Source organism: Streptomyces varsoviensis (assembly GCF_000718635.1).
GTDB classification, from domain to species: Bacteria; Actinomycetota; Actinomycetes; order Streptomycetales; family Streptomycetaceae; genus Streptomyces; species Streptomyces varsoviensis.
Genome location: NZ_JOBF01000037.1, coordinates 1 through 26,834, shown reverse-complemented (window position 1 = coordinate 26,834; position 26,834 = coordinate 1). Strand labels below are relative to the sequence as shown.

The following is a 26,834-nucleotide window of genomic DNA, read 5'->3' as shown; positions in this document are numbered from 1 at the left end:
ACCGCGCTCGCCCCCCAGCACCACGCCCGGCCGCCCGCCCCCGGCGGCCGGGCCCCCGAGAAAGGAACACCCCGCATGTCCACCACCGAGACCGAGCGCGGTATCGAGACCGAGGCGCAGCTCGTCGACCTCGCCGCCTACCGCGACGCCGAGACCCTGACCCGCATCGAGGAGGCCGCCCGCGACGCGGTCCGCACCACCCCGGCCGGACTGCCCGACCTGACCACCGGGACCGTGCGCCTCGACAAGGTCGACGCCCCCGCCGGCACCCCGGCCGAGGACGAGGCCGGTGTCCTCGAAATCCTCGACGAGCGCGACGGCTGGAACCTGCGGACCCTCATCCCCGAGTCCCTCACCGACCCGGGCGTATGGCGTCAGCGCCGCGCCGAGTGGCTCAACGCCGCCGGGTTCCACGCCCTGCGCTCCCCGGTCTACCTGTGGCGCGCGGCCAAGGTGAGCGCCCTCGGCGCCCGCGTCGGCGCCCGTGACGCCTGGTCGTACCTCGGGGCCACCGAGTACGGCGAGATCGCGGACAAGGTCCGGCGCACCAAGGCGGGCCCGGAGCACATCGCCGACCTGCGCGCCGACCGCCGCAAGGAGGCCAAGGCCCGCCGCCGCGAGCCGCTCACCGTCTACGGCCTGACCGGCTGCACCACCTACACCGCCGCCCTCCTGGCCCTCGGCGAGACCTGGGGATGGGTCATGGCCGCGCCGGTCCTCCTGCCGGTGTTCGGCGTCCTCTACGCCCTCGGCCGCCGCGAGCTGATCCGCCGCCAGCCCGACGGGACGTTCGCCCTGATGGACACCCCCGACTTCACCGGGGCCGGGGTCCTCACCGACGAGGGCCTGAACGCCGCACTGCGCGCCCGGAACGTCGGCATCCTCAAGGACGGCGAGGAGGTCACCATTCGCGGGTTCATCGCCCGCGAGCCCGGCGACAAGGCGAGCGTCGTCCGGTTCGACCTCCCCCGGTCCGCAGGCAAGACCGCCAAGGAAGTAGCGGCCAAGCGCGAGCCCCTCGCCGCGGCCCTGGCCGTGGACGCGATTCAGCTCTCGATCCGCCAGGACGGGCACGAGGGCGGCGTATACATGCGCGTCGCCGACTCCCACCCGTTCGGCGGCGACCCGGTCCCCTCCCCGCTGGAGACCGCCGAGCGCTGGAACATCTGGGACGGCGCCCCGACGTTCGTGGACGAGACCGGCAGTATCACCGCGATCGAGCTCCTGTTCTTCGGCCTCCTGGTCGGTGCCATGCCCCGCCAGGGCAAGACCTTCACGGCCCGCGCGGCTGCGGCGGCGGCCGTCCTCGACCCGCTGTGCCGGATGATCGTCGCCGACGGCAAGGGCGGTAAGGACTGGTCCGCTACGGCCCTCCTCGCCGAGGCGTACATCCGGGGCGTCACCGAGCCCGCCGTCCGCCGCCTGACGCACGTCCTCGAAGACCTCGTTGGCGAAATGGAGGAGGGATACGACGCGCTGTTCGAGCTCCCCGACGAGGTGTGCCCCGAGGGAAAGCTCACGCCCGAGATCACCCGCGACCACAAGATTTACCCGGTCGTCCTGATCATCGACGAATTGCAGCGGTACTTGGAGGACGAGGGCAAGGAAGAGGAAGACGACAAGCTCACGTACGGAAAGCGCATCGAAAAGGCGCTCATCACCCTTGCCAAGGTGGGCCCGGCCGTCGGCCTGATTCCGATTCTCGCCTCACAGAAGCCGACCGGCGACGCCGTCCCCTCGGCGCTGCGCGACGCCATCCCGCAGCGCATCGCCCACCTGTGCGCCACGTACCAGATGAGCGACTCCGTCCTCGGCACCGGTTCGAGCGCGTCCGGCTGGAACGCAAAGGATCTCGCCCCCGCGTTCAAGGGCATGGGCATTCACGCCGACGAGACCGGCCTCCGCTTCATGCGCTCCCTGCTCATCAAGCTCCCCGGATTCCGGGCGATCTGCGAGCGCGGCCGAGCGCTCCGCATCGAGGCCGGCACTCTGGCCGGGGAAGCGGCGGGGCAGGCCGGACGCGCGGCCCGCGTCGGCGGCATCCTCGCCGACCTGATCGCCGTGTTCGAGGACAGGAAGAACCCCGAGCGCCTCGCCACGGCCGAGATCCTCGACGGCCTCGCCGAGCTCGACCCGGCGACGTGGGCGCCCGCCGCCCTCGGCGTCGGCGAGGAGGACCAAGCCACCTACGCCCGGACCGGCGGAACGGCCCTGCGGAAGAGGCTCGACGAGGCCCTCGACGGCACCGACCGCACCCTCGCCGTCCGGAGCTGGACGAGCGGCGGAAGGGCGAACGGCTACTACCTGGCCGACCTCCGCAAGGCCGCCGGTATGGGCTGATATGCCCCTCGGGACGGGGTCCGTACGGATCGGAACGCCGCAGGTCAGCGCCCGGTACGCCGTACGTACGGACCCCACCCGGGCCGGTACGCCAAACCGTCCCCCCGGCCCGCGTACTGGCCCCGTACGGGCCTCTGACCTGCGATAACCCGATCCGACCCGGCCCGTACTGATTTCACAAACCCACGCAAAGCGATCATGCCGAGGAGCGCCGTCGATCATGGAAAACACCGCCCGCACCTACGCCGAGGCCACCCACACGCGCGCCGAGGCCGTCACCCTCTACCGCCCCGAGCCGATGCCGGGCCACCCCGCCGAATACCGTCCCGCCGCCGCCCCCGAGGCCCTTCCGACCGTGGTTGAGGTCCGCACCCTCGACGGCCGCACGATCTACCAGTACGCCGACCTTTCCGCCCCCGCCGGCACCGCGCCCGCGGCCTCTGCCCCTGCCTCGACCGCCGTCCCCGCGTGGGCCAAGACGACGGCGCTCCTCCTGGTCTCGGCGTCCGCCTCGTTCGCCCTGGCCGCCTACGCCCTCAAGTTCTTCGCCGAGGCCGCCGCCACCCTCGCCGCCGCCCTGGTCCTCCTCGCCAAGATCGCCGTTGTCCTCGCGTTCGTCTTCGCCCTGGTGGCCGCCGTCGCCAAGCGCGGCCGGAGCGGCGGGAGGCAGACCGCCACCGCCACGGCCACCGCCACGGCCGGACTGTTCGGCCGCGCCAAGGCCACCGCCACCGCCACGATCAGCAACCGATAGGAGCCCCGCACATGACCGCGCTCAAGATCCGCAAACTCACCGTCGGCGGTGCTGCGGTGCGCTGCCCGAGCCGGGGATCAGGCAGCACGCCGCGCGAGCTGACGCTCATCCCCTCGGGCGGCGTCATCAACGCCACGTGCGGCGAGATGCACGCCGACGCCTCGGGCAAGCGCCGCAGCCGGGCGCAGTGCTTCTTTCAGGTCGAGAACCTGACCACGGCGCAGCTCCACACCATCGCGCAGGCCGAGGAGGGCAAGCCGTTCCGCCTGGTCCTCAAGGCCGGAACCATCGAGGGTGTCCTCGTCAACAAGGGCCAGGGCGCCGCGCAGTCCAAGGCCGCCCGCGCCGCAGCCGCAGCCGCCGCGAAGTCCGGCCAGACCGCCCCGGCCGGACCCGCCAAGCCCGCCGGGCGCGCGACCGGCGGCAGTCTCGCCGCAGCGTTCGGCGCCGTCGCCGCTGTGGCGGGCGCCGTCGGCCAGACCGCCGCCGCCGCCGGGCAGGTGGCCACCGCCGGGGCCTCGGCCGTCGGTTCGGTGGCCGACCTCGGCCGCGAGGGCATCGGCGCCGCCCGCGACGGCATCCGGGAGGCCGGGGCCTACGGAGAACGCCGGCACGAGCGCAAGATGCACGGCGCCGCCGACGGGGACTGACCCCGCACAGACCAGCGCCCCCGGGAGCCGTTCCCCGGCCCGGGGGCGCCACCATGTCCGGCAGTTTCAAGTCAACTTGCAGTTGGACTTGTAGTTGGACTGCAAGTCATGTCATGGTGGACCCCACGGCACCACCGGGCACCGGCCCGGAAGCCGCGGACCAACCACCGCCCACACAAAGGGAGATCGCCACATGACCACTCGCAAGATCGCCGCCGAGAACACCGGCCCCGTCACCATCGACGCCGCCCTCTTCGGCCACGGCGGCACCATCACCGTCCGCGCCGCCGCCGACTGCGAGCGGGCCACCCTGACGGTTCACACCGCCGACGAGGAGGGCCCCGCCGCCGACGCCGTCCGGGAGGCCACGCTCCGCCAGTCCGGCACCGGCCTGTACGTCAGCGTCGAGGGCAAGGGCGGCACCAGCGGCGGGACCACGATCATCACGGGCGGCGGCAGGCGCGGAACGTCCGTCTACCAGTCCTTCGGCACCGTCACCGGATCAGTGACCGGCATGACCATCGTCGGCGGCGACGTCGTCGTGAACGGCGTCCGCATCAGCGGCAACGGCGGGACCACGGTCATCAACGGCAGCTCTCCCATCGAGATCACCGCCACCGTCCCCGAGGGCAGTTCGGTCATCGGTCGTACGCAGTCCGCCGACGTCATCGCCGAGGGCGCGATCCTCAACGTCACCGGTAACACGCAGTCCGGCGACGTGCGCGCCGGACACGTCGCCAGGGTCGACGCCTCGACGCAGTCCGGTGACGTCGTGGTCGACAGGGCCGCGCAGATCACCGCCAAGACGCAGTCCGGCGACGTCCGCCTCGGTCGTACGGACGTCGTCGAGGGCAACACCATGAGCGGCGATATCCGCATTGGTGACTTCGGCGGAACCGCCCGGCTCAAGACGATGAGCGGAAGCATTCACGTTCACGCGACGGCGGGCGGGGACCTCAGCGCCCGCACGATGAGCGGCGACGTCACCGTGACCGCCACCGAGGCCGCCCTCGGCGACAACCTCGACGTACAGGCCAACTCCATGTCCGGCCGCGTTCGCACCCCGCAGCGCCGTTCCGGCAGCAGCAGCCCCCGCCGCCGCTCCTTCTGATCACGCCCCGGGCGTTCCGCCCGAGACCGCCGGGCCCCTGGCGCGGGAATCGCCAGGGGCCCGGCTCGCCGAAACCCAAACAACGGATCGAGGAGCCATGCCCCAGTTCAACGCGGGTGACGAGGTCGAGATCACGGCGTGCGAGGACGACCCCCGCGCGGTCGGCAGGACCGGCCGAATCGTGGACGAGGTCGAGCCGGGCCCGCTCACCGAGGGCCGGTGGACCGTGAACCGGATTTCCCTCCTGATCGGCCCCGTCCTGTGCCACGCGCACGAGCTGCGCAAGACCGGCCGCTGACACCCCAGCACCCGCCCGCCCCACCGAGAGGAACCGACCACATGAACACGTCCACCCGCAGCAACGTCCTTCACACCATCACGGAGAACTCGGCCCGGCTGCGCCTCCTCGGCCTCGGCCTGGTGCACACGCTCGTTCCGGCCGCCGCCGCCCTCACGGCCGCGTGGTTCATCGAGCAGCAGCTCGCCGACGAGGTCCGCGGGTTCGCCCGCGTCGCGTGCGTCGTCGTCGCCGGGATCGTCGCCCTGGCCGCCGTCGACCGCACGGTGACCGACCTCACCGAGCGAGCGCACCGGCTCGCGTACGGACGACTGAACGGCCCGCGCTCCTGGTCCTGCGAGGACTGCGGCCGGACGATCACCGCCCGTCTGTGGACCCCGTACGAGGCCGCCGCGTTCGAGGCCCACCTCGCGGACCCCAAGGCCCACGGCTGCGACCGGCAGAGCTAGCGCCGGCACTTCCCCGCCCACCCCGCCGCCGGGGCCCCGACCGGGGCCCCGGCTCCCAACCGGAAGGACTCGCCACCATGACCGTGAACCGCGCCGCCGCCTACCCCGCCGTATACGCCCTCCTCCGCATCGCCGCCGACGTCGCCGACCACTGGGTACAGAGCGACCACCAGGCGCAGCACAAGGCCAAGCCCGGCGCCGAGGGGCACAAGGCCCTCGCGGGACACGTCGCCTCGTATGTGGCCACGCAGGGCGCCGCGCTTCTGGTGGGGAACCGCCTCCTCGGCCTCGGCCTGCGGCCCCGCAGCATCGCCGCCGCGCTCGCCCTGTCCGGCGCCACGCATTACGTGATTGATCGCCGTTGGCCGGTCCGCAAGACGGCCGAGGCCACCGGGAAAGCCAACTTCTACGAGCTCGGCGGCCCGCTCGGCGGCGCGTACCTCCTCGACCAGGCAACACACCACCTCGCCGAGGGCCTCGCCGCGTACCTCGCCGTCCGGGACTGACCCCGGTGCCGCCCCGCCTGACCCCGAACCGGCTCGCCGCCCTGCGCCTGGCCGCCGCGCACCCCAAAGGCAGCATCGACGCCCGCAGCGTCACCAAGGCCGACGAGCTCGCACTCGAAGAACTCGGCCTCGCCGACTCGATCGACGATTGCGGCCACGTACAGGGGGCGCCGGACCCCGGGCACGAGCACCGCGGACACCCGCACTTCTTCCGCATCACCGAGGCAGGCCGGACCGAAGCTGAGAAAGGGAAAGCATGACCGACAATCCCGAAGTCATCCGCTACACCGCCGACGTGGTGTGCATCCGAGGCGCCGACGTCCTGATGATCGAACGGCGCTGGTCACCCTTCGAGGGGCAGCTCGCATTTCCGGGTGGGCACGTCGACCCCGGGGAGACGTCCCTCACGGCTGCGGTGCGGGAGCTGTTCGAGGAGACGGGGGTTCGTGTCGCCGCCGAGGATCTGACCCTGATCGGCGTCTACGACCACCCCGACCGCGATCCGCGAGGCCGGTACGTCACCGCGGCCTACGCCGTGACGGTGCCCGCCGGCACCACGGCCACGGCCGGGGACGACGCTGCGGCCGTGCGGTGGGTGCCGCTGCAAGAGCCCGGAGACCTGGCTTTCGATCACGCCTCGATCCTGGCCGACGCCCGTCGGCAGACCCTCGGCCGTACCGTCGGGGGAGCCGATGAGGTCGAGCTCGTCAGCTTCGGATTCCTGCACGGCCCGGCTCCCGAGGCGGATCTCGTCATCGACATGCGCGAGCACTTCCGAGACCCCCACGTGAACCCCGAGCTGCGACAGCTCACCGCCGAGCACGAGCTCGTGACGCGCACGGTGTTCGCCACCCCCGGTGTCCCCGAGCTCGCCCGCGCGATCCTGGCCGCCGTCGATTCCTTCCGCGCCGGTCCCTCGGCCGGACCGGTGCGCGTCGCAGTCGGCTGCGCGGGAGGACGTCACCGCTCGGCCGCGATGGTCAACCACCTCGCCATGCACTACGGCGCCGGGGTCACGGTCGAGCACCGCGACATTCACCGGGCCGTCGTCGAGCGATAGGCCCGGCCTACAGCTGATACATGTGAGCGCCCGACCCCTGCCGAGGGGGTCGGGCGCTCACGCGTGCTGCGGGGGAGAGGGCGCTACGAAGGCCCCCCGCCGCCGCGTGTGCCTCGTTCCTGCGCGATGGCCCGCCGGGTGGCCCGTACGGTGTCAACCGCTATGCGGAGCCGCTCGGCGCGCTCCCAAAGTCGTTGCTGCCGATCGCTGGTCACCGCCACGCCCCCGGTTCCGTATTGACGAAGTCCCACCGGGCCCGCCGGTAGAAGTCGTGACCCGTGTCCCGGGTGTGTTCGGCGATCCACCGTTCGACGGCGGCCTCGGTCTCCTGGTGGTCCGAATCGGCGCCGCAGTCGGCGTCTTCGCCGGTCACGCATACGGCCTGATGGCTGGGAGGGGTGACGGGGTCGGCCGTGATCTTGTAGTCCCGTAGCCGGTATCGGGCGCGCACGGTCATGCCTTCACCGCCGCCGGTCCGCGTGATGGGTGGAACCCCCGTACTCCCCGGTGACGGGATCACGCGAGCTGACCGTCATGGTGATGTGCCATTCCCACATGCCCTCGACCGGTCCCGGCATCTTCGCCAGGGCGAGGGCGTGCGGTTCGAGGGTGGGTGCCTGCCGGGCGAGCTCGGCCGCCGCTTGCAGCGCGTCGGCCGGGGTTGAGCCGGTGCACACGAGTGCGGTGAGCGCGCTCACCGAGACGTCGGCGGACGGGCCGAGGGCAGGCAGTGAGCTGACGGCCGCGCTCGCCTCGTCGAGGCTGCGGACGAGGTCATGTGCGAAGGCCGGACCCTCGACTCGGACCACTTCGGGACCGGGTGCCGGCCGAAGGGTGGGCAGATGCTCGGGGCCCTGATCAGGGGACGGGGGGACGTGCTGTGAATGCGCCATGTCCGGCACCGTATGAGCGGACCGGCGCGCCGTGGGCGCACAGTGTGTACGCCTTGTGCGGGCAACCCCATATGCCCCCAGCTCACAAACAATGACCTTTCGTCATAACCCCTGGTGGCACCCTCGATCGAGGCGAGTGAGGCGCGGCATTACTTGCAACACAACTTGTAGTTGAGTTGCAAGTGTGCAAGGGTGTGGGTGCGGCAGAAAGCCGCAGCACACCGCAAGGAAAGGCCCGAAAGATGCAGGTCATTACCCCGTACCTCGCCGAGAACCTCCTCGAAAGGCCGTGGAACCAGAGGCGCAACGAGGAGAGCGCCGCGCGAGCGTTCGCCCGCCTCGCCGAAACCGCGTGGACGCCCCTCGCCGGATACCCCGGCAGTGACGTGCACTGGCTCGTCCGCTGCGAGCTCTGCGGGTGGGAAGGGCTGATGTTCTACAGCCACATGCGCCGGGACCGCGTCCGGCACCGCGGCTGCCTGCCCGCCGCGCAGCGCCCCGAGGCCATCGCCGCATGGGTGACCCGCCAGGGTGAGAAGGCCGGGGAAGCGGCCGAGGCCGCGAACGCGCAGCGCACCGAGGCGGCGGCCGTCGAGGGCGAGGCCCGCGCCGCCGAGGCTGACGTCGAGACCCGCCCGCCCAAGGCGGCGTGAGAACGGCCGAGGTCCCCGGCACGGGAATTGCCGGGGACCTCGGCCCACATCATCGCAGGGCGCCCGCTCCTACCCGGAGCGGGCGCCCTGCGGCATGAGAGGGCCCCCGGAGCAAGGCGCGAGCTCCGGGGGCCCTCGGCGGCCGTGCGCAGCCCCCACGGGGGGAGGAGCCGCACACGGGGTCAGCAGGCGCGAGCGTGCTCCGCGCGTTCCGCCTCGGCGGCGAGCACGGCGTCACGCAACGCCGACGGGTCAACGTACCGTGCCCGGCCCGACGTTGGACGGCTCAGCCATGCGGCGTGATACCCGCCCACCTCCCCGAACGGGACGAGGAGGAACGACGTCCCGGAGCGGAGCACGCGCACGCCCTGGAGCTCGGCGAGCGGGCCGGGCGCGCCCTCCTCAACCAACACGATCAGCTCGCATCGGCCGTGATCGGCGATCACCGGGAACCCGCCATCGAGCGGCAGGCCGAGGCAGTCGAGCGCCGCCAGGCCCCGCGCGAGCGGCGCTACGGCGAGGGCCTCCCACCCTGCGGGGACCGTGTCCCACGCCTGACCGACCGCCACCATGTCCGTAGCGGAACGGCCGGCATATCGCAGGCGTGCGTACGTGTCGGCGTCGAGGTCGAGGAGCGCGGCCCAACTCGGTTGGGCGGTGTTTTGGGACTTGGCCATATCCGGACGGTAAGGCGCGTACAACGGAATGTAGGCGCACAGTCTGTGCGCCTTGTGCACTCGGCCCGGAGTAGAGCCCATGGACGCTCGGAAGGTCGGCCGCCGCATCGCATATTGGCGAGAGCGCCGCCGGATCACGCAAGTCGACTTCGCCGCCCTCATGGGCAAGACCCGCCGATGGGTGCAGCAACTCGAAAGCGGCGAACGGCAGGCAGACCCCCGCCTCTCCGTGCTGGAGTCCGCCGCCCGTGTCCTCGGGATCGACCTCGCCGACCTCCTCGCCGACCGGCCCACCGTCGAGTGTGTCGACGCGGCCGAGCTGGAGCAGATCCGGGCCGCCCTCCAACGGCACGACGTGATCACGGGGACCGCCGACGCCGACGGCGCCGAACCGCTCGACGTCGAAACGCTGCGCCGCCGCGTGGCGTACGGCTGGACCTCGTTCCAGTCCTCGGCATTCGCCAGCCTCGGCCGCCTGGTCCCCGAGCTCCTCACCGAGGCGAACCGCGCCGCCGCCCGGCACACCGGAGAGGACCAGCTCGCCGCGTACCGAGCCCTGTCCATGGCCCTACAGCTCACCGAGGCCGCCGCGATCAAGTTCGGGTCGGGGGACCTCGCGCACATCGCCGGACACCGCGCGGTGCTCGCCGCCGAACGATCCGGCGATCCGGTCATCATGGCGAGCGCCGCCCGCCACCTGGCCGACGCCATGACCAACCACGGACAGCCGCACGCCGCCGCCGACTTCGCCACGGCCGCCGCCGACCGCCTCGGCCCCGACCTCATCCGCTCCGGGGCGTCCGGCCTGTCCACGCTCGGGATGCTCTACCTCAAAGCCGCCATGGCCAAGGCGACGGCCGCCGACCGTGACGACGCCCGCGCCGCGCAGGCCGCCCGCGCCGTTCCCGAGCTCCTCGACCAGGCCGACGAGCACGCCGAGGAGCTCGGCGACGACGGCGACGGCAACGCACTGTGGACCGCGTTCGGCCGGACGAATGTCGCCCTGTACCGCGTCGCCGCACACGTCCAGCTCGCCGAGGGCGCCGAGGCCGTCGCCGTCGCCCTGCGCATCCCCGAGCCCGCCCGTGCGGAGCTCCCCCGCGAGCGCCGCGCGCATCACCTCGCCGACCTCGCCCGCGCCTACACGCAGGCCGGGAAGCGCGAGGAAGCCGTCGGGGTGCTCCTCGATGCCGAACGGGAAGCCGAGGAAGAGGTTCACTGCCGCCCGCGGACCCGCCAACTCGTCGACGACCTGCGCCTACTGGGGACAGGCAACGCCGAGGGGAGGTTGCGGGCGCTCGCCGCGCGCTGTGGACTGCCCGGGTGAAAACCCTGTATCTGATCACCTGCGCCGCCCCGCCCGCCCGTCACGCCCGTACCGGCATCCGCGCCGCGCAGGCCCGAGGCTGGGACGTCTGCCTCGTCCTCACCCCTTCCGCCTACCGGTGGGCCACCGAGGACGCCGAGGGCGAGCTCGACGAGCTGCGCGAGGCCACCGGGCACCCGGTGCGCCACACGTACAAGCTCCCGAGTCAGGCCGACGCGCTCCCGGCCGCCGACGCCCTCCTCGTCGCCCCCGCCACCTTCAACACCCTCAACAAGTGGGCCGCCGGCATAAGCGACACCCTCGCCCTCGGCCTGGTCACCGAGGCAATCGGCCTCGACCTTCCCCTCGTCGCGCTCCCGTACCTCAACAACGCGCAGGCCCGACACCCTGCGCTCGCCCGCAGCGTCGCATTCCTGCGCGAGGCAGGGGTGAGGGTCCTCCTCGACGACGGCCAGGGCGGCGGCGAGGGCGGGTTCCGCCCGCACCGCCCGAAACACGGGGACGTCGAGGCGTACCCGTGGGAGCTCGCCCTCGACAACCTCCCCGCGCCCGACGCTTCCTGACCCGCCCGCAGTCCCGCGCCCGGTCCCCGAGGGGCCGGGCGCGTCGATGTGTCAGGGAACAGGGCGGCGCCCTGACACACCCGTGCGCGAGGATCACTACGGCACGCCCTGTACCGCCGGGCGTGCGGAACAGAGAGGGGGAGGAGTGCAAACCGCCCTACCGGAGCTCCCGGACGTCCGCGAGCTCCTTCACGACGTCCCCGGGGGCGCGCTCGGCCTCGGCGGCGGCGGATTGTTCGCCGTGATGATCGTTCTCGCGGTGCTCGCGAACCAGGGGACACCGGCCGAGCGCGCCGAGTTCAACCGCTCCATTGAACGGTTCTTCGGGAACGTGGCCGCAGGCATCGGCCGGTACGTCTCCGGCCGCGAGCTCAACGGCACACCGCGCAGCGAGGCCACATGGTGGCGTGCCGGCGCCCCGCTCCCGGATGACCAGAAGACCGAGACGCCCGTCGCCGAGCTCGGCTCCGCGTCGAGCAGCTCCTCGCCGCCCGTGCCGCTCGGCAAGACCGGCCCGGCCCGCCGGATCGTCCGGGCGCTCACCGCTCCCGTGCGTGTGCTGTGGGGCGCCCTGCGCGGCCTCGGGCGCGTCCTGGCCGCCTGGCACCGATGGCCGCGCGCTGCGCGCTCAGCGGTCCGCCTGTCGCCCTTCCTGGTGGCTTATGGATGGTGGCGCGCCCCCGCCGTAACCGAGCTCGTCCTAATCGCCGTCGCGGGGGCGGTGATTGTCGCCGCACTCACCAGCCCGGCCGGTCTCGGGTGGTGGCGCGTATCGCCCGTGTGGACGGATCGACAAATCTACGGTCCTGGCGTGTGGGTGGCAGTCCGTCAGATTCTCCGCATGGAGGAGACCGAGCCCCGGGAGCGGTGGCTATCGGTACCCGACGACATGACCGCCGACGGTGCTCGAATCGTGCTGCGCCTGCCCGCTAAATGGATGGGCGGACCCGAGGCCGTCGCCGCCATTGAGCGCGTTATCGAGGAACGCGTACCCGGTGAATGGGTGTCCCGGTGGGAGCGCACGACGAAAGAGCATTTCGCCGAGTGGACGCCCAAGCCTGCGCCCACGCCGAAACCCGTCCTCCCCGACTATGTCCCGTGGAGGTCGACCGGAGACCCGTTCCGCGTATTCATCGGTCGGGCGATCGAGGGCGACAGCATCGTAGACGCTGTAATCGAGACGCAGACGGCAACGCCGCATTGGGGTGTGGCCGGTGACACCGGTTCCGGTAAATCGACCGTGCTCTATATCCCGGTCGTGCACGGGCGGCAGAATGGCGAGCTGATCGACATTCTCGACACGAAGCGGAACAGCCTCAAGGAAGCCGAAGGGTTTTCGGGCGTGCGCGTCCACAAGACCACGCGCGAGTGCATCGCCGCTTTTGCTGAGTTCCTCGCCTCAATGATGGCGGCCGAGGCGGCGGCCGAAAAGGACGCCGATCCGCAGTTGAGGAGTCAACTCGTATCAAGGACGCTCGTCGTCGATGAGCTCCCGACGCTTATCAAGCTCGCGTATAGCTGGTGGCGGTACGGCATCAAGGGAAAGGGAACCCCGCCCTTCCTTGACTGGCTCGCGATTATCCTCCTGCAAGGCCGTTCGTCGAATCACCGTGTCGTCGTCGGCACGCAGCAGTTCGCGAACGCGTTTTTCGGCGGAACGATGGAGCGGGCGCAGATTGGGACGCGCATCGCCGTAGGCCAGCAGGACCGTGTTTCCTGGAGTGTGGCATTCGGGCAGAGCACACCCGTTCTCGGATTCAACTCGAAAATCAAGGGGCGCGGCGCCTACACGGACAAGCAAAAGGCCCCCGACGCCGATTACCTGTACGTCCGCGAGATTCAGCCGAGTTACATCACGCCCGACGTCGGCGCGTACCTCGCACAATGCCCGCCCGCACCCGAATGGTTCGACCGCGGGGAAATGGCCCCATGGATCACGCCCGAGATCCTCGTCGAGGTGAACGCCACCGCGGCCACCGCGAAGTTCCTCCCCGGCGGCGAACACGGACCCGTCGCGTTCGCCGGTGTCGCCTCCTCGGCACACAGGGGGATCACGGGGGGTTCTCCCAGCTCACAGGGGACGACAGGGGTCCTCGTGACAGCGGGCGCGACAGGGGGCGCGACAGGCGCCGGCACCGGGCCCGTCCCCGAGCTCGTCGAGGACCAGGAGGAGAAGCTCCCCGATACGTTCAGCCTTGCCGACGCGCACGCAAAGGGAATTCTCCCGTGGAAGGCGTCCACGGTCCGGACGTATTTCAAGCGGGGGGCCACGCGAGGGATCACACCGCCCGAGGGAATCACGGACGGGCAGACCTCCTACTATTCCGAGGAGGAGCTCACAAAGTGGCTCGCCGAGTGGCGAAAGTGGCAGGAAGAGAACAACCCGAGCTCTCGCAAGGACTCCGCAGAGGTGCAGTCGGAAGGGGCCAAAAATGGCTGACGCACAAACCGCGAGCGGGTTCCTGTGTCAGTTCCTCGACGAGACCGGTAACGAACTGTCGAGGGGGCGTGCGGCGTATTTCTCGATCGATCTATTCCATGGCGTAGCGCGCATGTATGCGGCGGATGAGTCCGCCGAGATTACTCCGGTCCTCGTCGGTTCTGGTTGGCACTATCGTGTTCCCGTCCCTCCTCTCGATAACGGGCAGGCGAATGCGCTAATGCGGAACTTGGCTCCCCATGCGGAAAGTCTGTTCAGGATGAGCGCCATTCGGGAAGACCCGCTAGGGGTCATCTACTATGGCGGCGCCGGAACCGCAATGGATGCAATTCACAGAAAATGCGCCGAGTCGTGGCTATCCCACTGCGCTAAGCGGTAAGGAGGGGTCGAGGCCGGGCAAAGAGCGGCGGCGGTGCAGGTATCAATTACCTGCGCCGCCGCCGCTCTTGTTTCGAGCGCTCGGGGATAAACCTCTTACTAGTTCCATGGGGACGCTGAAAGCCTCGGAAATAATGGGAACCCACCGCGCGGGTAGATCGCGCCGCCCCGTCTCCACATCGCAATAGGTCGAGGGGAGAACGCCGAGGAGCTCGGCCACGTCCCGTTGGCGCATACCGGAAACGGATCGCATGACTCTGAGATCAAGTAACTCGGTCTCGATAAGGTCGAAGACAGTGACGCCGTAAAGAAAGGCAAGTGCGCGCATAGTTGCCGGTCTAGGGGGATGACCGGTGGTTTCCCATGTCGAAACCGCACCGCGTGAACAGCCGAGGAGCTCGGCCACGTCCGATTGCGTCATCTGACGCCGGGTGCGCAATTCGCGCAGCCGCTCGCGACGTATGCGCACCCGTCATGCCCCCCCGATCGTTCTCAACATGGGGCCGCACTCTAGCGGTCCGTGATCACTCGCGTTGGCAACACGTCACAGGACGGCTACAGCCGGTGCATGTGCCATGCGAATTTCTTTGACGCTGTGATCACCCTCGGCATAGGGTCGATCACCAATGCGCTCAATGCGCCCTGACTTGGGGGAGGTTGCGGGATGCCGTCGCTTGGGACCATGCTCCGGAAGGCCGCAGGGCTACCGGAGCCCACGCCGGACCAGAGCAAGAAAGCGCCGGCATCCGTGCCCCCGCAGGCACAGCAGACGCGCCCCTCGAACCCGTGGGAGAGTGCCGGCGCCGAGCTCGCCGCGCAGCAGAAGAACACCGCCCCGGCCTCCGCCGCCGAGCGGTCCGCGGCGGCCGGGGCGCGCGCCCCGTGGGTTCCCCAAGACGAGAAGTCGGGCGCCGTGTTCGCCCGACGCTTCGGGCGCGGCCTTGTGTGGTTCGTGCTGCTCCTCGCCGCCGTGACGGGTGTCCGTGCCTGGTTCATCCCGCCCAAGGTCGACGTCCCGCCCGCCCCCAAGGTGACGGCCGCGCCGACCTACCCGACCGCCGAAGCGCAGGCCGTCGCCGCGAGGTTCAGCCGGGCCTACCTCGCGTGGGACCAGGACAAGCCCGAGGACCGCGCCGCGCTCCTGGCCGCCCTGATGCCCGAGAACTCCGACGCCTCGATCGGGTGGGACGGGCGCGGCCGTCAGGAGGTGCTCGCCGTCCAGCCGGGCGCCGTCACCCCCGGCAGTCAGCATCAAGCACGCGTACGGGTAGACGTCCTGATCAAGACCGAAGCGCCCGCGCCGTCCGGCAAGGACAAGAAGAAGGCCGCGGCCCCCGAGTCGCCCGCCCGGTGGGTGGGCCTTGACGTGCCGGTCGTAGAGACCTCCGGGCGGGTCATCGTCACGGGGGAGCCGGGCCTCGTCGGCATCCCCACCAAGGGCCCCAAGGCGCCCGACCTCACCACCACGAAGACCGATCAGGAGCTCGCGGCGTCGACCGAGGGCACCGTCGAACAGTTCTTCCGCGCCTACGCGGGCGGCGACACCGAAGCCGTCACCGCGCCCGGCGCGAGCGTCCCGCCTCTCCCCGAAGGTGTCGAGTACAAGGGCCTCGTTACGTGGTCCATCGACGAGGGGACCGGCGACGACCGGACCGGTACCGCCCGCGTCTCCTGGACGCTCGGCGAGGGCACGGTCGAGCAGACCTACCGCGTAGAGCTCACTCGGGTGTCGAGCGCCGAGGCTGCGCGGTGGCAAGTCGCCGACGTGCGCGGCGGCACTCTCTGACGGGTGCGTATGTCCCCAGCTCACAGAACATGAGCACCCGTCATAACTCCTGGTCAGCTTGCTAATCACTCAAGGGGGAACACCCGTGGCACACCGCATCCCACCCGTAGCGCACGAAATCTTGGCGGCCCCGCTCACGACGGGCGCGGAACTCAAAGACTGGATCTTGATTGTCGTCGGGAACCTGTTCGCGGCGTTCCTCGCGATCCGGGCCGTCGGCTACTTCATCAAGGACGAGTGGGGGAAGATGATCACGCTCGGCGTCGGCGCCGTGTTCGTCGGCGCGATCATCTGGGCCCCCGACGCCGTACAGGGCTTCCTGACCGGCGTATGGGGCAAGGTCAGCGGGACCGCCTGACATGCGGCGAGGCCACACCTACACCGACCATTTCAGCCTCGACACCCGGCAACACGAGCTCCTCGGGATGGACCTCGGCGAGGGCATCCCCCGCCGCGCGCTCCTCCTCGGCCTGTCCCTCTACATCGTGTGGACCGGCTCCCTGTTGCTCGTGTTCGGCCTGCCCTCGCGGATCACGTTCACGATCTACTTCCTGCCGCCGCTCCTGACCGTGGTCTACGGCACGCAGCGCAGCCGCCGCACCGACCGCCGATGGAACATCACCAACTGGTCGATCTCGATTCGGTACCTCGTCCTCGGACACCGGCCGATCATCTGCGGCGGGCGCCGGGCCGCGACCCGAAGCGAATGGATCAGCCGCCGCGCCCGGTGGGGCGGCAAGGTCGACACCCTCGCCGCCTCCTCGGTGCTCGGCGGACTCGTCGAGCGGTGGCTCGGCGACGACGACGTACCGCAGGGTGCCGGCGCACCGCTGCGCCTCAACGCAAAGCCGCGCCTGTACGGCCCCGACGCCGTGGTGAAAGCCCACGGCCGCAAAGCACTACAGCACCACAAGGGGGAAGCATGAAGATCGCGCAGAGGATCGGGACGTTCCTCGGCGTAGGGGGCGACCGCTCGGCCGCGCCGCCGCAGTACGTCGCCCTCGCCGACGGACTGTGCGTGACCGACAGTCACGCGGAAGCCTGGTACGTCCTGGCGAGCTCGAACACTGACCTCATGAGCACCGTCGCCCGTGACGGTGAACTCGACCAGGCCGACAGTGCCCTCGCGCGGACCCTGGCCGGGTACGAGTGCCACCTCCGCGTTCTGTGGTCCCCGCTGCACGCCGAGGACTACGCCGCCGAGGCCGAGGAGATGTTCACCGCGGGCAACTGGCGCGCGTGGGCAGACCTGCGAGTGCAGCGCCTCGACCAGATCGGATTGGACTCCCGTCACCTCCTCCTCGGCGTCCGGATCACCGACCGCACCGGGCAGGCCGCCAAGCTCAGCCGCCGGGGAGTGCAGGAAGGTCTAGGGATCGCGTCCTCGGCCGTCAGCTCCAAGGAGCTCGCCAAGCTCGACGCGACGATGCGCCGCCTCGGCCGCCGCCTCGAATCGAGCCCGTGGAAAGCCCAACCGGCCTCGGTCGAGATGCTCGCCTGGATGATCTCGCGCGAGCAGCACCGCGCCGCGCCCCTGCCCGCAGCGAACGCCGGCATCATCAGCGGCGCCAAGCTCGCGGCCTTGACGAGGGGGCGCATCCTGCCGTTCCCCGATCACCTGCGCGTGGTCGACGCGACCGGCGACGTCTCGGCGTGGGTGTCGGTCCTGTCCATGTCCGGGTTCCCGGCCGTCATGGAAAGCCCCGGAAGCGGGGAATGGCTGCGCATCCTCTCCGAGATCAACTACGTGCCCGACCTCGACGAGGAGGAGCTCGCCAACGTCGACGCCTCGGCGCTGATACTGCCTGTCTCACCCGAGGCGAGTGTCCGGTTCAAGGTGCTGCCCAAGCGCGAGGCCCTCAAGAAGGTCGACGACGCGCGCAAGCTCGCCAAGGAACAGCGCCGGTCGGCGGCCAAGAACAGTGCAGAGGAACCCGGCCTCGACATCGAGTCGACCGAAAGCGCCATGGCCGAGCTGAAACTCGCCATGGGCCGCGAGGACGTGACCCTCGTCGAGGATCACCCCCGCCTCGTCGTCACCAGCACCAAGAGCCTTGACGACCTGCGGGCCCGTGTGGACGCCGTCGTGTCCCACTACGGTGGATTCGGGATCGAGGTCACCGTCGGCGACGAGGAACAGCGCGAACTCTGGCTCGAAACGCAGCCGGGCGACCAACTCCGGGTGCCCGACCTCGGCCACACCCGCGACGTCACCGCCCTGTCTGGCTCCTGGTTCTGGGGCGGCGCCCGCGTCGGTGACGACTCCGGTCCCATCGTCGGGTACCTGACCGGCTCGACCCCCGGAGTCTTCCGGAATGACGTCACTGCCGGATCGGATCGAGGGGACGCGACGACGACCGCCTATATCGGCAGGTCAGGCCGAGGTAAGACAACGGCGATGATGCTCTCGATGCTCGACGCGGGGTTCCGCGGTGGGTACTGCCTCGCGCTCGACTTCAAGGGCGATCTAGGCGGCGTTGTCACGGCTGCGAAGGCGTACGGGCTGAACGCGCACCTCGTCGAAACCGGCCCGAAGTTCGCCGGGTTCGCCGACCTCTTCAAGCTCCTGGCCAAGGAGGGCGCCGAAGTCGCACAGGTCGAAGTGCCGGCGCAGCTCAGCATTGCCGTACCGCCGCACCTGCGCGCCCGGGGCGCCGAGACGCCGATCACCCGCGCCACAAACGAAGTGATCGCCAAGGGTGACCCCGCTACGTGGAAGGTGATCGAGTACCTCCGCCAGGACGAGGACGAGCTCGCCCGCGAAACCGGCGAGGCCCTCTACGAGCTCAGCCGGAACGCGATCGGCGCCCCGTTCATGGGCCGCCCGACCGGCGAGACGGAACCGCTCACACCCTCGGCCGGAATCTGGGTGGTGCAGATGCCGGGCCTTTCCCTGCCCGGCGCCGAGTCGCCGCGCGAGGAGTGGAACCCTCTCCAGCGCCTCTCTGTCGCACTCATGCACTCGATGTTGGCCTACGGGGTCACCACCGCAGGCCGCCGAGACCTGCGCGGCCTGCGCAAGGCGGTGTGTGTCCCCGAGGTGCACGTTCTCACCGCCACCCGGCAAGGTGCCTCGTTCCTCTCCTACATCGCCCGTGTTGGCCGAGCCCTGGCGACGTCGCTCCTCTTGGACACGCAGGACCCCGAGAGCCTCGTTCAACTCGTCGGCGTGGTCGAGCAGTTGACCACCGTCGCCGGTTTCCAGCTCACCACCAAGGACCAACAGGACGCGTTGGCCGAGCTCCTCGGCCTCCCGAAGAACGACCACACCCGCGCCCTGATTCAGTCCGTCGGCCTCCTGCCCGACGGCGAGATTCGGCACGGCCACTGCATCATCAGGGACCGCCGTTTCTCCTGCGCAACCGTCCAATGGGACGTGCCGAGCCTCGAACTCCTCAAGCTCCTCGACACCTCCCCGAAGGCCACCGCACAAGGCGGCATTGACATGGAGAAGGGGGCCGCATGAAGCGGGCCACGGCGGTACTGATCACGGCCGGTGCCCTGGCGCTCGCCGGGTGCTCCTCGGACGGGAAGGACAAGGCGGGGAGCAAGCCGCCGGCAGACCCGACGGACGCCGTCCTCAAGGTGGCCCGCTCCTACCAGGAGGCCAAGAACCGGCAGGACTGGCAGGACTGGTGCGCGATGAGCTCGGCGCGGCTGCGCGGGGGCACCGTCGCCGAGTGCGTCGCCGAGAACACCCCGAGCTCCTCACCGACGCCCGAGGAGTCGAGCCCCTCGCCCACGTACTCCCCGCCGACCTACGCCGACGGCTCGACCCCGACGCCACGGGCGAGGCCCTCGTCGAGCGGACCCGAGCGGGCCGACACCGGGCCCGTGTCCGCCTCGGACGTCGTCCAGGTCCCGGCCGTTGAGGACCACCCGGCGGGATACGGCGTCCTGATCACCTACACCGTGCAGTGGCCCGGCAAGGAGGCCACCACAACGCGCCGCGCGCTGCGCCTGGTCCGCGAGGGCGGTTCCTGGCTGGTCGACCAGCACGAGGACGTACAAGCGGGGGATATGGGCCACGGCTCGCCGGTCCGTACCGCCCTGTCAGGGGGGTAAATGCTCGTCACCACTCCGCGAATGCGGACCGTACTCATTCCCGTGATGTTCGCGTTCACCACACTCATGGTTTTCGCCGGGCACGCGCAAGCCGCCGATATCGACCCCGTCGGAATTGGCGATCTCATGCCCTCGCCGGACTCCAAAGTCCCCGAGGGGCAAGGGACGTTGTACGAGACGTACAGCAATCCCAACCTTTGGCAACTCGACTCCGATTTCGGAAAGTGGGACGTCCTCGACCCGATGGCCGAGGCCATCGCAGATATCTGCATGGCCCTAATCGCCGTGATCGGTACGGCGTGCGTCGTCATCGTGCAGTGGATTTTCCAACTGACCTCGATTCCGCCGCTTCAGGACGCCATCACAAAGAGCATCGGCGGCGCCGCTGAGGGCATGACGGCAACGCTCCTCCCGAGTGCGCTCGCCGTCGGGGCCCTCGTCGCGTTCGCCAAGAACCGCCAGGGAGGCGGCGAGGGCGGTCTCTCCCAAATCGCATGGGTGATGATCTCCGGAGTCGTCTCGATCTCCCTCCTGACCAGCCCCGGCACGTGGGTGAGCGGCATCGACACCGCCCGCACAGTCGGAGCGAGCGTCACCATGGACGCCGCATCCGCCGGCATCGGGGACGGCACGGCCGACTTCCCGTTCGAGATGGACCACGAGCCGAAGTTCACCGGCAACGGCCGTGACGACATGCTCCGAAAGAGCTCGGATGCCGTGTGGCGCTCATATGTCGCCACGCCCTGGTGTGTTGCGGAATTCGGCTCATTCGAGGTGTGCGAGAAGTACGGCGACGACCTCCTCAAGCAAGGCGCCGACAAAGACAAGCGGAAAGAGTGGCTGCAAGACAACGTCACCGACGAGGCGGTCGGCGGCGACTCGGTGACCTGGCGTCAGGGGCATTCACCGGTCGGCCGGATCATGGTCACGCTGCCCGCGCTCATTTCCGTGATCCTGTTCGCCGCCCTGGTCCTCATGCTCGCCTTTACCTCATTGGCGAGCCTCCTCGGCGCTCTAATGCTCTTGCTGACCGGAGTGTTTTTCGCGTGCCTCTGGGTGATTCCCGGACGCCCCCGGCAATGGGGGTTGGCATGGTTCGATCAGGTCCTCGCCCGCACCCTCGAAAGCATCATCGCGACCCTGGTCCTCGGCGCGGTGCTATCCGTCCAAGCAGCGTGCACCGCCATGTTCAACGAGTACGGGTGGCTTCCGACCTCGGGCCTCTCGATCGCCGCCGCCATCGTCGCGATGAAGTTCCGCGCCGTCATTGCACAGATCGTCGGCGTGAGCGGGACCAGTGGCGGCGCCATGGCCGGGTTCCTCGCCGCGAAGGCCCTCGGCGGCGGCAACAGCAGCCGAGGCCGCCGACGCGGCAGTGACCACGACTACCAGCCCGTCACCACCCGTCGCCGACCGAGCGGCAGCGGCGGCGGCGGTGGAGGCGGTGGCGGTGGCGGTGGCGGTGGAGGCGGCGCCCTCCCGCCCGGCGGTGGAGGCACCGCGGACGACTACGGCGTCACCATCACCCGCGTACCGCAGCGCCCGCCCGCCCCCCGGCCCCTCCCGGCCGACCCGGGCCCGGCCCTTCCCGTCGGTGCCGGCCGCGCCGACACGGGCCCCGTGATCACCCTCGACCGAGACCGCGACCGCGCCACGCCATCCGGCAAGGGCGCCGCCGCGATCCCGCCCTCACCCGCCCCCCGGCCTCGCCCCGTGCTCCCTACGGGGACGGCAGGAACCGCAGGGACAGGCGGCACAGCGGGCGGCAGGGCCCCGAGCGCCGTCCTGCGGCCCGAGACCGGCACAGCCCCCACGCCGGGCGGGTTCCGTCAGGCCCTCCCGCCCTCGGCGCCCGGCGACGGCCCGAAGGTGATTCAGGCGACCGTCATCCGCAGCACCCCCAACGGGCCGCCTCCCCGGCCCGCAGCGCCCCGGCCCGCCAGGAGCACGACGCCACCGCCCAAGGCCGTAGCGCCCGCCCGACGTCCCGCAGTACCCGCACCACGGACCCCGAAGGGGTGACGCATGACCAAGAACGACGACAGCCGCACCCCCCAGGAGTGGCGCGAGATCCTGCGCTCATGGGACTACCCCGAGGAGGTCGACACCGGCCGCCGCCGTGAACGCCGCCGTGCCAGGAAGGCACACCGCGCCGACGCCCGCCGCCGCACCACACAGTGGGTTCGCGAGGAACGCCGCCGAGACCCGATCAAGCCGACGGCTGCCCTGGTGATCGTCGCCCTGATCCTCGGACTCGGCGCGGGCGCCCGGTGGCTGTGGCCCGGACTGACCGGCGGAAGCGACCGGCCCGCCGGCTCGGTGAGCGCGAGCCCCACCCCGGCCGCGCAGGACGACAAGCCAGGAACGGACGAGACGGCGACGAGCTCCCCGAGCTCCACGCCGTCCCCGGCCGCCGACCTGAGCGAGCCCGAACACGTCGCCGAGGAGGCAATCCGCCGGTACCTCACCCGCAACCCCCCGGCCGACGGGGACCACTCCGCACCCGTCCTGCGGGCCGCGCCCTATATGGCGCCGGCACTCGTCGAGAACCTCGCCTCGTCGAGCGACCCGGCATGGGACAAGCTCGTCAGCCGCGGCGGGGTGGCCACCGTGACCACGATCAAGGCGGGGCCGGTCCCAGAAAAGGAAGGTCTACCAGTCGACACCCCACTCAGGGTGTGGCGGCAGGTCACTGCCAAAGTCCACGTCGAGGGATACACCGCCTACGACGAACAGCACGTTCTACAGGTCGAGTTGACCAACCCCAGCGGTGACGCCTGGCGCGCCTCCCGGATTCTGGGGCTGTAGTGGACGGACGCGACGCGCTCGGCGCCCTGGCCAAGGTGGCGGGCCGCGGGTTCGCTATCAAGGCCGGGGCCGTCGGCGCCGTGGGGTTCCTGATCTTCCTTCTACTCGTCGGCGTCTTCGGCGCCGGCATCGGAGGGAAGGCGTTCGCCGATAGCTGCGGCGGCCGAGGAACCCCCGGGGTCGACCTCGGCGACGACGACGGCGAAGGGACCGCGCAGAACCCCGGCGGCGCCAACTACCGGCAAGACCAGATAGCCAACGCCAAGACCATTGATCAGGTGGCCGCAGACGGCGGCCTGTCCGGACGCGCAACCCTCGTCGCCCTGATGACCGCTCTACAGGAGTCGACGCTCCTCAACTTGGATCATGGCCACCTCGACTCGGTCGGCCTGTTCCAGCAACGCCCCTCGCAGGGGTGGGGCACAAAGACGCAGATCATGCAGCCGAAGTACGCCGCCGGCATGTTCCTGTTCGGCGACGACCCCAAGTCGACCCGCGGAATCCACGGGCTGACGGACATACAGGGGTGGCAGACCATGGCCCCCGGCGACGCCGCGCAGAAGGTGCAGCGGTCCGCGCACCCGGACCTCTACGCGGGCCAGGAGGACGCCGCCCGCGAGATCGCCGAAGAGGCCGGTATCGACCTCGACCGCAAGGGCGAGGCAGGCGCCGGCAACGAGGACCAGGACCAGGCCGACGACGCCGCCAACGGCGACGACCAGGCCGAGGGGCCCGAAGAGTGCTTCACCGACAACGAGGGGGCGGGGAAGCCCGGCAAGCCGGGGGAGCCGTTCCACGACGGCGACGCCCCATGGCCCAACCAAGTCAAGAACCCCCGCAGCACCGAGGCCGCGATCAAGTGGGCCAGGAACGAGGCAGAAACGGGGTCCGGCGAGTGGTATCGCGCCTGCCTCGCGTTCGTTGCCGTGGTGTACGGCTGGAACTTCTCCGGAGTCCCGTACGCGATTGACCACTACAAGGAAATGCCGCCTGCCCTCAAGCATGACAAAGACAGGAATCCGCCCCCGGGTGCCTTGATGTACTGGGACACCGGACAGCGGGCGGGACATGTCGCCGTATATCTCGGTGGCGGGAAAATCGCCAGTAACGATATCGTTCGGCCCGGCTATATCGACGTGGTCGACGCAACAGATATCGAGACCAAGTGGGGCGCTACCTATCTCGGATGGGCCCCGCCCTATTTCCCCAAGGGTGGATAGGCGGAGAAAGAAGACCATGAGCACCATCGACCCCGACCAGATCCCACCGACCCCTGTCTACACAATCACCCTCAGCTCGTCCGGCACGGCCACAGTCGACGGCGAGGAAATCACCAGCGGTGGCGACGCCGACGCGGCCCGCCTCGCGGCTCTTGCCGAGGTGCGCATCAAGGCCGCGCTACACGGCCGCCCGGTCCGCGCCGTGGCCAAGGATCAGGACGGGTCGGCCTGGCCCCTCATCGTGGCCGTAGACGGCACCGTGACGACCCTCGACCACCCGCACCCCACACCGACCCCGCCGCCCGCCCCGGTGCCCGCACAGGCCACCCCAGCGCCCCCCACTTCGCCCCCGGCCCCCACCGTCCAGCGGGCGCAGCAAGCCGCCGTCAACAGGCCCCCCACCGCGGCCGAGCCGCGCCCCGACATGTCCCCGGAGTGGGCGGCCGTCCTGCCGGCCGAATACTCCGGCATCTGGGGCGAGCTCCGCGCGTACGAAAAGGCCGGCAGGCTTGCCGAGGCCATCATCACCGCCGACCGCATCGAGACCGCGCTCACCGAGCAGTACGGCCCCCTGCACCCGTACACCGTCAACGTGCTGACAGTCCGCGCAGCGTTCACCGCGCGGCAGGCCCCGCAGTCCGGGGAGTGGGCCGAAGTAACCGAGCTCCTCCTCGACACCGCCGAGCGCCGCCGAGAGGCCAAGGCGCAGCCCGAGACGGACAACGCGCGAGTGATCCGCAACGCCCACGCAGCATGGCGCTACCTGCGGGCAGAGGACGCCGAGACCGCCCTCGAACTCTCCGAGCGCCTCCTCGGCCTCCTCGACGGCGACGAGCTGCGCGCCCGCGACGTCGTCCAGTGGGTGGAGAGCGGCGCAGCACGGCACGGGGCGGCGTAGCAGCAGCACACCCGAGGACCCCCCTTCCGCAGGCCGGGAGGGGGGTCCTCGCGCGTTCGGGCGCAGCACGGCGGGGGGAGCGGCGCAGCAGGGCGCAGCGAGGCCCTTGAGCGGCCCTACGGGCCCTTTTCTTCCGTGGCGGTGCCCAGGCTGCCACACGGCGCCCCGAGGGCCGCCCTCCGGGCCCTGGCGGGCCCTGCGGGTGAATCGCGGGCGCCTTCGGCGCGTTCACCGCGATTCAGTCCGCGCAAGCGCGGACCGCTTTTCCGGGCGCCTTCGGCGCGTTCACCGGAAAAGTTTTTGGCCCTGCGCCTACGGCGCGCACCGGGCCAAAAAGCACACGGGGCGCCGCGTGGCTTCCTGGTCACCGCCACGGAAGATCAACCCCGAAAGGTGACCCCATGGTGACAATCATCTGTGCCTCGTGCGCAGAATCCCCGTTCGGTATTCAGGCCGACGGAATGTTCAAGTGCATCGGATGCGGTGAACTCCTCGCCGTCTCCGATATCGACCTCGACGGCACCGACGTATGGGCCGTGGGAGCCGACGGAACCCTCGGGTACGTCTCGGACCCCGCCGCCGCCCTCACGGACCTTATGGAGGCGGTAGAGGATTTCCTCAGCTCCGACCAGTGCCCGAACGCCGAATACGCGCGGATCGTCTCGCAGATCAGCGCGACGGAAGCCCTCGGGCGATACATCGACGCTCGGCGTGCGGGAATCGCCGCGCCTCGGCTCGGATACACCGAGGACCAGATTCACACCGCAGTGAATGAGGGGGCGGACATGGTCATTGAAGCCCTCAACCTCGGCGGCGGGGAAACGGACGCAATCAACCTCGCGGCAAACGGGGCCCTTTTCTGCCTCGCAAATCCGGGTTCCTCGTTCGCGGAAATGGTCGAGGAAAATTACGGCGAGACCGTCGAGGAAATTCGTTCCTGGTGGGGGTGGAACTAATGACGAGCATCTACGACGAGGGCCCCGAGGAGGCCAACCGCACCCGCGCCCATTGGGCGCTCAAGGCTCTTGAAGCCTTCGGAAAGGAGACGGGACAGAACTACTTCGACGGCACTCTCAACGTCGGCGAGGACGAGCTCAGGGAGGTTGGCGGGGACCTCCTCGCGGACCTGTTCCACCTCGCACGACTCAACGACGTCGAGCCCGAGTGCCTCGTCTCGGCCGGTTACATGCACTACGAGGCCGAAGTCGCCGAAGAGGGCGAGGAGTGACCGGAGGAGACACGGCCTAGATAACAACTAGGCAACAGAAAAAGGGTGGCGCGGGAATCGCCACCCTTTTTCCATGCCCAAAATGCGCGGCCAATCGACAGCCCTTCGGGCTGGTCCGCCCCCTAAGTGCCCTTCGGGCACGGGCGGACGTGTCCCCGCTTCGCGGGTCCATAGGGGAAGCCCGCCCCCCTAAGTGGCCTTCGGCCACGGGGGCGGAAAAGATCCTGCCCTATCGGGCAGCCGCTAGCGCGGTGGGCCCCCCTAAAAGGCGCTTCGCGCCTTGGGGCCCGCCCCTGCGGGGCAAATGGAATCGACCTTTGGTCGATATCCAATAACCCCTTTCAGGGTTATTGGAATAGACTCCGATAAAGCCTCCCATAAAGTGGCGACCACCCCCCCTTGATAAACAATGCGAGATAGGCTATGTTGGAGCAACAACAGAAAAGCGAGAGAGGAAAGCGGGTTTATCGGTTGTCAGTTCGAGCCGAAACGGAACGACAGACCCCCACCCGCCCCCTCGCTGCCAGCCTCGCCGCGAAGCGGCGGCGCTTAGCCGCGAAGCGGCAAAAGCGCAGCTCAGAGGCCGTGAAACGGCCTCTTGGGCGCCTCTCGGCCCCCGTGGAACGGGGGCCCCGGCTCCGCGAAGCGGAGCCCGCAGACGGCGTGAAACGCCGTCAGGTGATCGGCGAAGCCGATCACCGGTTGTACCATGCGAAGCATGGTACAGACC

At 70.1% G+C, this 26,834-nt stretch carries 28 protein-coding genes; 24 read left to right on the top strand and 4 right to left on the bottom strand.

Annotation, left to right across the window (positions count from 1 at the left end; all coding sequences use genetic code 11):
• Positions 1-75: 75 nt before the first annotated feature.
• From IF55_RS33830 to IF55_RS37965, 9 genes are all read left to right on the top strand, one after another.
• Positions 76-2,340, top strand: a complete 2,265-nt coding sequence (locus IF55_RS33830) for a hypothetical protein (protein WP_030891222.1) — start codon at positions 76-78, stop codon at positions 2,338-2,340.
• 220 nt (positions 2,341-2,560) lie between these two features.
• Positions 2,561-3,094, top strand: coding sequence for a hypothetical protein (locus IF55_RS36135; RefSeq protein WP_030891218.1), 534 nt, complete (start codon positions 2,561-2,563; stop codon positions 3,092-3,094).
• Positions 3,095-3,105: 11 nt separating this feature from the next.
• Positions 3,106-3,744, top strand: a complete 639-nt coding sequence (locus tag IF55_RS33820; RefSeq protein ID WP_030891215.1) for a hypothetical protein — start codon at positions 3,106-3,108, stop codon at positions 3,742-3,744.
• Between the two features lie 193 nt (positions 3,745-3,937).
• Entirely contained in the window at positions 3,938-4,855 is a 918-nt protein-coding gene (locus IF55_RS33815; RefSeq protein ID WP_048833002.1) for a DUF4097 family beta strand repeat-containing protein, read from the top strand.
• A gap of 97 nt (positions 4,856-4,952) precedes the next feature.
• Positions 4,953-5,153, top strand: a complete 201-nt coding sequence (locus IF55_RS33810) for a hypothetical protein (RefSeq protein ID WP_030891211.1) — start codon at positions 4,953-4,955, stop codon at positions 5,151-5,153.
• A 41-nt stretch (positions 5,154-5,194) separates the two neighbouring features.
• A complete protein-coding gene (locus IF55_RS33805; protein ID WP_030891208.1) occupies positions 5,195-5,602 on the top strand; it encodes a hypothetical protein in 408 nt (135 codons plus the stop codon).
• Between the two features lie 77 nt (positions 5,603-5,679).
• The gene (locus IF55_RS33800) at positions 5,680-6,108 is read left to right on the top strand and encodes a hypothetical protein (RefSeq protein ID WP_030891205.1); all 429 of its coding nucleotides are present in this window, start codon (positions 5,680-5,682) and stop codon (positions 6,106-6,108) included.
• A gap of 5 nt (positions 6,109-6,113) precedes the next feature.
• Entirely contained in the window at positions 6,114-6,368 is a 255-nt protein-coding gene (locus tag IF55_RS33795; protein WP_030891202.1) for a hypothetical protein, read from the top strand.
• On the top strand, positions 6,365-7,168 hold the full coding sequence (locus tag IF55_RS37965; RefSeq protein WP_078645718.1) for a RapZ C-terminal domain-containing protein: 804 nt from the start codon (positions 6,365-6,367) through the stop codon (positions 7,166-7,168). Before IF55_RS33795 ends, IF55_RS37965 begins: the two co-directional genes overlap by 4 nt.
• Before the next feature lie 211 nt (positions 7,169-7,379).
• Here IF55_RS37965 and IF55_RS33780 read toward each other — a convergent pair whose 3' ends face one another.
• Together IF55_RS33780 and IF55_RS33775 are read right to left on the bottom strand one after the other, a co-directional pair.
• Complete coding sequence (locus tag IF55_RS33780; RefSeq protein WP_030891199.1) at positions 7,380-7,625, bottom strand: DUF7848 domain-containing protein; 246 nt, start codon at positions 7,623-7,625, stop codon at positions 7,380-7,382.
• Between the two features lie 4 nt (positions 7,626-7,629).
• Positions 7,630-8,061, bottom strand: a complete 432-nt coding sequence (locus tag IF55_RS33775) for a hypothetical protein (protein ID WP_157854571.1) — start codon at positions 8,059-8,061, stop codon at positions 7,630-7,632.
• 242 nt (positions 8,062-8,303) lie between these two features.
• Between IF55_RS33775 and IF55_RS33770 the strand changes: the two genes are divergently transcribed.
• The gene (locus IF55_RS33770) at positions 8,304-8,714 is read left to right on the top strand and encodes a hypothetical protein (RefSeq protein WP_030891194.1); all 411 of its coding nucleotides are present in this window, start codon (positions 8,304-8,306) and stop codon (positions 8,712-8,714) included.
• A 182-nt stretch (positions 8,715-8,896) separates the two neighbouring features.
• On the opposite strand, the gene IF55_RS33765 is transcribed toward IF55_RS33770, so the two are convergent.
• Positions 8,897-9,391 (bottom strand): hypothetical protein, encoded by a 495-nt coding sequence (locus IF55_RS33765; RefSeq protein ID WP_048833001.1) that lies wholly within the window; start codon positions 9,389-9,391, stop codon positions 8,897-8,899.
• A gap of 79 nt (positions 9,392-9,470) precedes the next feature.
• Between IF55_RS33765 and IF55_RS33760 the strand changes: the two genes are divergently transcribed.
• From IF55_RS33760 to IF55_RS33750, 3 genes are all read left to right on the top strand, one after another.
• Positions 9,471-10,718, top strand: coding sequence for a helix-turn-helix domain-containing protein (locus tag IF55_RS33760; protein ID WP_030891188.1), 1,248 nt, complete (start codon positions 9,471-9,473; stop codon positions 10,716-10,718).
• Complete coding sequence (locus IF55_RS33755) at positions 10,715-11,281, top strand: flavoprotein (protein WP_030891185.1); 567 nt, start codon at positions 10,715-10,717, stop codon at positions 11,279-11,281. The genes IF55_RS33760 and IF55_RS33755 overlap by 4 nt, the downstream gene beginning before the upstream one ends.
• Before the next feature lie 145 nt (positions 11,282-11,426).
• A complete protein-coding gene (locus IF55_RS33750; RefSeq protein WP_030891182.1) occupies positions 11,427-13,721 on the top strand; it encodes a type IV secretory system conjugative DNA transfer family protein in 2,295 nt (764 codons plus the stop codon).
• A 421-nt stretch (positions 13,722-14,142) separates the two neighbouring features.
• On the opposite strand, the gene IF55_RS41550 is transcribed toward IF55_RS33750, so the two are convergent.
• Entirely contained in the window at positions 14,143-14,568 is a 426-nt protein-coding gene (locus IF55_RS41550; RefSeq protein ID WP_078645716.1) for a helix-turn-helix domain-containing protein, read from the bottom strand.
• 279 nt (positions 14,569-14,847) lie between these two features.
• On the opposite strand from IF55_RS41550, the gene IF55_RS33745 reads away from it, so the two are divergent.
• The 11 genes from IF55_RS33745 to IF55_RS33695 all read left to right on the top strand — a co-directional run bounded on the left by IF55_RS33745 (position 14,848) and on the right by IF55_RS33695 (position 26,104).
• Positions 14,848-15,885 carry a conjugal transfer protein gene (locus IF55_RS33745; RefSeq protein ID WP_048833000.1) on the top strand — a complete coding sequence of 346 codons (1,038 nt, stop codon included), beginning with the start codon at positions 14,848-14,850 and terminating at the stop codon, positions 15,883-15,885.
• Positions 15,886-15,970: 85 nt separating this feature from the next.
• Positions 15,971-16,243 carry a hypothetical protein gene (locus IF55_RS33740; protein WP_245661620.1) on the top strand — a complete coding sequence of 91 codons (273 nt, stop codon included), beginning with the start codon at positions 15,971-15,973 and terminating at the stop codon, positions 16,241-16,243.
• 1 nt (position 16,244) lies between these two features.
• Positions 16,245-16,811 carry a hypothetical protein gene (locus tag IF55_RS33735; RefSeq protein WP_030891174.1) on the top strand — a complete coding sequence of 189 codons (567 nt, stop codon included), beginning with the start codon at positions 16,245-16,247 and terminating at the stop codon, positions 16,809-16,811.
• Positions 16,808-19,351 carry an ATP-binding protein gene (locus IF55_RS33730; RefSeq protein ID WP_048832999.1) on the top strand — a complete coding sequence of 848 codons (2,544 nt, stop codon included), beginning with the start codon at positions 16,808-16,810 and terminating at the stop codon, positions 19,349-19,351. Before IF55_RS33735 ends, IF55_RS33730 begins: the two co-directional genes overlap by 4 nt.
• Complete coding sequence (locus IF55_RS33725; protein ID WP_030891169.1) at positions 19,348-19,950, top strand: hypothetical protein; 603 nt, start codon at positions 19,348-19,350, stop codon at positions 19,948-19,950. The genes IF55_RS33730 and IF55_RS33725 overlap by 4 nt, the downstream gene beginning before the upstream one ends.
• Positions 19,951-21,972, top strand: a complete 2,022-nt coding sequence (locus IF55_RS40225; protein ID WP_030891167.1) for a hypothetical protein — start codon at positions 19,951-19,953, stop codon at positions 21,970-21,972. It abuts the gene before it with no gap.
• A 3-nt stretch (positions 21,973-21,975) separates the two neighbouring features.
• Positions 21,976-22,758, top strand: coding sequence for a hypothetical protein (locus IF55_RS33715; RefSeq protein WP_030891166.1), 783 nt, complete (start codon positions 21,976-21,978; stop codon positions 22,756-22,758).
• Positions 22,758-23,978 carry a C40 family peptidase gene (locus IF55_RS33710; protein WP_048832998.1) on the top strand — a complete coding sequence of 407 codons (1,221 nt, stop codon included), beginning with the start codon at positions 22,758-22,760 and terminating at the stop codon, positions 23,976-23,978. Before IF55_RS33715 ends, IF55_RS33710 begins: the two co-directional genes overlap by 1 nt.
• A gap of 16 nt (positions 23,979-23,994) precedes the next feature.
• Positions 23,995-24,876 (top strand): hypothetical protein, encoded by an 882-nt coding sequence (locus IF55_RS33705; RefSeq protein WP_048832997.1) that lies wholly within the window; start codon positions 23,995-23,997, stop codon positions 24,874-24,876.
• Between the two features lie 401 nt (positions 24,877-25,277).
• A complete protein-coding gene (locus tag IF55_RS33700) occupies positions 25,278-25,832 on the top strand; it encodes a hypothetical protein (RefSeq protein WP_030891157.1) in 555 nt (184 codons plus the stop codon).
• On the top strand, positions 25,832-26,104 hold the full coding sequence (locus IF55_RS33695; RefSeq protein WP_030891155.1) for a hypothetical protein: 273 nt from the start codon (positions 25,832-25,834) through the stop codon (positions 26,102-26,104). The genes IF55_RS33700 and IF55_RS33695 overlap by 1 nt, the downstream gene beginning before the upstream one ends.
• Positions 26,105-26,834: the final 730 nt, after the last annotated feature.

Excerpts from the sequence above, each read along its gene's own strand:
- IF55_RS33830 (WP_030891222.1), top strand. The coding sequence starts at position 76 with ATGTCCACCACCGAGACCGAGCGCGGTATCGAGACCGAGGCGCAGCTC.
- IF55_RS36135 (WP_030891218.1), top strand. The coding sequence starts at position 2,561 with ATGGAAAACACCGCCCGCACCTACGCCGAGGCCACCCACACGCGCGCC.
- IF55_RS33820 (WP_030891215.1), top strand. The coding sequence starts at position 3,106 with ATGACCGCGCTCAAGATCCGCAAACTCACCGTCGGCGGTGCTGCGGTG.
- IF55_RS33815 (WP_048833002.1), top strand. The coding sequence starts at position 3,938 with ATGACCACTCGCAAGATCGCCGCCGAGAACACCGGCCCCGTCACCATC.
- IF55_RS33810 (WP_030891211.1), top strand. The coding sequence starts at position 4,953 with ATGCCCCAGTTCAACGCGGGTGACGAGGTCGAGATCACGGCGTGCGAG.
- IF55_RS33805 (WP_030891208.1), top strand. The coding sequence starts at position 5,195 with ATGAACACGTCCACCCGCAGCAACGTCCTTCACACCATCACGGAGAAC.
- IF55_RS33800 (WP_030891205.1), top strand. The coding sequence starts at position 5,680 with ATGACCGTGAACCGCGCCGCCGCCTACCCCGCCGTATACGCCCTCCTC.
- IF55_RS37965 (WP_078645718.1), top strand. The coding sequence starts at position 6,365 with ATGACCGACAATCCCGAAGTCATCCGCTACACCGCCGACGTGGTGTGC.
- IF55_RS33780 (WP_030891199.1), bottom strand. The coding sequence starts at position 7,625 with ATGACCGTGCGCGCCCGATACCGGCTACGGGACTACAAGATCACGGCC.
- IF55_RS33775 (WP_157854571.1), bottom strand. The coding sequence starts at position 8,061 with ATGGCGCATTCACAGCACGTCCCCCCGTCCCCTGATCAGGGCCCCGAG.
- IF55_RS33770 (WP_030891194.1), top strand. The coding sequence starts at position 8,304 with ATGCAGGTCATTACCCCGTACCTCGCCGAGAACCTCCTCGAAAGGCCG.
- IF55_RS33765 (WP_048833001.1), bottom strand. The coding sequence starts at position 9,391 with ATGGCCAAGTCCCAAAACACCGCCCAACCGAGTTGGGCCGCGCTCCTC.
- IF55_RS33760 (WP_030891188.1), top strand. The coding sequence starts at position 9,471 with ATGGACGCTCGGAAGGTCGGCCGCCGCATCGCATATTGGCGAGAGCGC.
- IF55_RS33735 (WP_030891174.1), top strand. The coding sequence starts at position 16,245 with ATGCGGCGAGGCCACACCTACACCGACCATTTCAGCCTCGACACCCGG.
- IF55_RS33730 (WP_048832999.1), top strand. The coding sequence starts at position 16,808 with ATGAAGATCGCGCAGAGGATCGGGACGTTCCTCGGCGTAGGGGGCGAC.
- IF55_RS33725 (WP_030891169.1), top strand. The coding sequence starts at position 19,348 with ATGAAGCGGGCCACGGCGGTACTGATCACGGCCGGTGCCCTGGCGCTC.
- IF55_RS40225 (WP_030891167.1), top strand. The coding sequence starts at position 19,951 with ATGCTCGTCACCACTCCGCGAATGCGGACCGTACTCATTCCCGTGATG.
- IF55_RS33715 (WP_030891166.1), top strand. The coding sequence starts at position 21,976 with ATGACCAAGAACGACGACAGCCGCACCCCCCAGGAGTGGCGCGAGATC.
- IF55_RS33705 (WP_048832997.1), top strand. The coding sequence starts at position 23,995 with ATGAGCACCATCGACCCCGACCAGATCCCACCGACCCCTGTCTACACA.
- IF55_RS33700 (WP_030891157.1), top strand. The coding sequence starts at position 25,278 with ATGGTGACAATCATCTGTGCCTCGTGCGCAGAATCCCCGTTCGGTATT.
- IF55_RS33695 (WP_030891155.1), top strand. The coding sequence starts at position 25,832 with ATGACGAGCATCTACGACGAGGGCCCCGAGGAGGCCAACCGCACCCGC.